General features: G+C 65.6%; 4 protein-coding genes. 3 read left to right on the forward strand and 1 reads right to left on the reverse strand.

Annotated elements, in window-relative coordinates; all coding sequences use genetic code 11:
• Positions 1-412, reverse strand: a 412-nt coding sequence (locus RTO53_RS19845) for a YaiI/YqxD family protein (RefSeq protein WP_312239378.1), incomplete at its 3' end; no start/stop codon positions are given.
• Positions 413-712: 300 nt separating this feature from the next.
• On the opposite strand from RTO53_RS19845, the gene RTO53_RS19850 reads away from it, so the two are divergent.
• From RTO53_RS19850 to RTO53_RS19860, 3 genes are all read left to right on the forward strand, one after another.
• Positions 713-922, forward strand: a complete 210-nt coding sequence (locus tag RTO53_RS19850; protein ID WP_006451993.1) for a cold-shock protein — start codon at positions 713-715, stop codon at positions 920-922.
• Positions 923-1,090: 168 nt separating this feature from the next.
• A complete protein-coding gene (locus RTO53_RS19855) occupies positions 1,091-1,783 on the forward strand; it encodes a glutathione S-transferase (protein ID WP_312239379.1) in 693 nt (230 codons plus the stop codon).
• Positions 1,784-1,820: 37 nt separating this feature from the next.
• The coding region (locus RTO53_RS19860) for a protein adenylyltransferase SelO family protein (protein WP_312239380.1) at positions 1,821-2,345 on the forward strand (525 nt) is incomplete at its 3' end.

A 2,345-nucleotide genomic window follows, 5' to 3' on the forward strand; every position in this document is an offset into this window, starting at 1 on the left:
GCCCCAGCGGGGGCGGGCCGCCGGTCTGGATGCCGGCACCGCGCAGTTCCTCCATGAAATTGCGCATCGACAATCGCTCGGCCATGTTGTCCGGGGTGTACAGCTGGCCGCGCGGGTTCAGCGCCACGGCCCGTTTTTCCAGGACCAGGGCCGCCAGCGGGATGTCCTGGGTGACCACCAGATCGCCAGCGGCCAGTCGTTCAACGATCGCGCTGTCGGCCACATCCAGCCCCGGCGGCACCTGCAGAAAGCTGATCAGCGGGGAGGGCGGAACCCGCAGCCAATGGTTGGCCACCAGCACCAGCGGGATCTTCACCCGCGTGGCGGCGCGGAACAGGATCTCCTTGATGACGCCGGGACAGGCATCCGCATCAACCCAGATGCGGCAAACCGGGGAACTTGAATCGGGCATTTTGCTGATCTTAAGGTAGGAAAAGTCTGAATAGGCGTGACGAATTCGTGTACGATGCGCCAATCCCTTGTCCTGTCAGGCGGGACGGGGGGATGGCTGAATAAACCAGCTATCGCTTTTTCGGTAAAACACGAGTATCGTCACCCACACTGTGTTTGCTAGGGTCACCGTGAATCGTGGCCTGGTGCAGTTGATCTCACGATCTGCTCATCGATCCGCTTTACCAACGCCTGCAACTCAGTCTCGGCGCCCACAATGGGAAGCCGCGATTATTTCAACTATTGTTTCAGGAGTTTGTACATGTCTGATCGTCAGAGCGGTACCGTCAAGTGGTTCAACGATGCGAAGGGCTTCGGCTTCATCACCCCGGAAAGCGGCCCGGACCTCTTCGTGCACTTCCGTGCCATCCAGGGCACCGGCTTCAAGTCGCTGCAGGAAGGCCAGAAGGTGACCTTCGTCGCCGTGCAGGGCCAGAAGGGTATGCAGGCTGACCAGGTGCAGGCGGTCTAATCGACCCCCCGCTACCGTCAGGTTGCAATGAAACGCCGGAAGCGAAAGCTTCCGGCGTTTTTTGTTGTGCGCGTGGTTCCGGGCCCGACCACCGGGTCGGTGGTCGCCGATGACGGCATCCATCCATCGCCACGGTTACGATGACGCTTTGAACCTGCGGACGCGGCAATGATCAAAGTGCACCATCTGGACCACTCGCGCTCGCTGCGCGTGCTGTGGATGCTCGAAGAGCTTGGCCTGCCGTACCAGGTGGTCAACTACCAGCGCGATCCGAAGACCTGGCTGGCACCGCAGGCGCTGCGCGGGATCCATCCGCTGGGCAAGTCGCCGGTGCTGCAGGACGACGCGCTGGTGCTGGCCGAATCCGGGGCGATCCTGGACTATCTGGCCGACCGCTATGACAGTGGCCGCCAGCTCTCGCCCGAACTGCTGCCGGCCCAGGCCAGCGAGCGGCTGCGCTACCGCTACTGGATGCACTACGCCGAAGGCTCGGCCATGCCGCCGCTGCTGATGAGCCTGGTGTTCGCGCGGGTACGCAAGGCGCCGATGCCGTTCTTCGCCCGGCCGATTGCCCGCAGCATCGTGGACAAGGTGATGAAGGGGTTCGTCGGCCCGCAGCTCAAGCTGCACCTGGACTGGATGGAGCGCGAGCTGGGCCAGTCGCCGTGGTTTGCCGGCGAACGCTTCACCGCCGCCGACATCCAGATGAGTTTCCCGATTCAGGCCGCTGCCTCGCGCGCCGGCAGCATGGCCAACTACCCCAAGCTGCAGGCTTTCCTGCAGCGCATCGAGCAGCGTCCGGCCTACCAGCGCGCCAGCGGGCAAGGCGGTGCGCTGGACCTGGGCGCGGGCACGGGCTGAGCTTGCGGGGGCGCACCTGCGCCCCCATTTCGTAGCGATGGACACCGACCCGCTGCGTTTCGACAACCGTTTCATCGCGCAACTCCCCGGCGACGAGGAAACCGGCCCCCGCGTGCGCGAGGTGCGCGGTGCGGCGTGGTCGGCGGTGATGCCCACGCCGGTGGCCGATCCGCAGCTGCTGGCGTTGTCGACCGAGGTGGCCGAGCTGCTGGGCATCGGCACGGACCTCACCGACAGCGCCGACTTCGCCCGCGTGTTCGGCGGCAACGCGCTGTACGCCGGCATGCAGCCCTGGGCGGCCAACTACGGCGGGCACCAGTTCGGCCATTGGGCCGGCCAGCTCGGCGATGGGCGTGCGATTTCGCTGGGCGAACTGGTCGCTGCCGACGGCGCGCACTGGGAGCTGCAGTTGAAGGGCGCCGGGCGTACCCCCTATTCGCGCGGCGCCGACGGCCGCGCGGTGCTGCGTTCGTCGATCCGCGAATTCCTGTGCAGCGAAGCGATGCATCACCTGGGCGTGCCGACCACGCGCGCGTTGAGCCTGGTCGGCAGCGGCGACAGC

Origin of the sequence: Stenotrophomonas sp. (genome assembly GCF_031995405.1) — a bacterium.
Taxonomy (GTDB): Bacteria; Pseudomonadota; Gammaproteobacteria; order Xanthomonadales; family Xanthomonadaceae; genus Stenotrophomonas.

What these genes read in the sequence shown, in the direction of transcription:
- RTO53_RS19850 (WP_006451993.1), top strand. Translation starts at nt 713, where the DNA reads ATGTCTGATCGTCAGAGCGGTACCGTCAAGTGGTTCAACGATGCGAAG.
- RTO53_RS19855 (WP_312239379.1), top strand. Translation starts at nt 1,091, where the DNA reads ATGATCAAAGTGCACCATCTGGACCACTCGCGCTCGCTGCGCGTGCTG.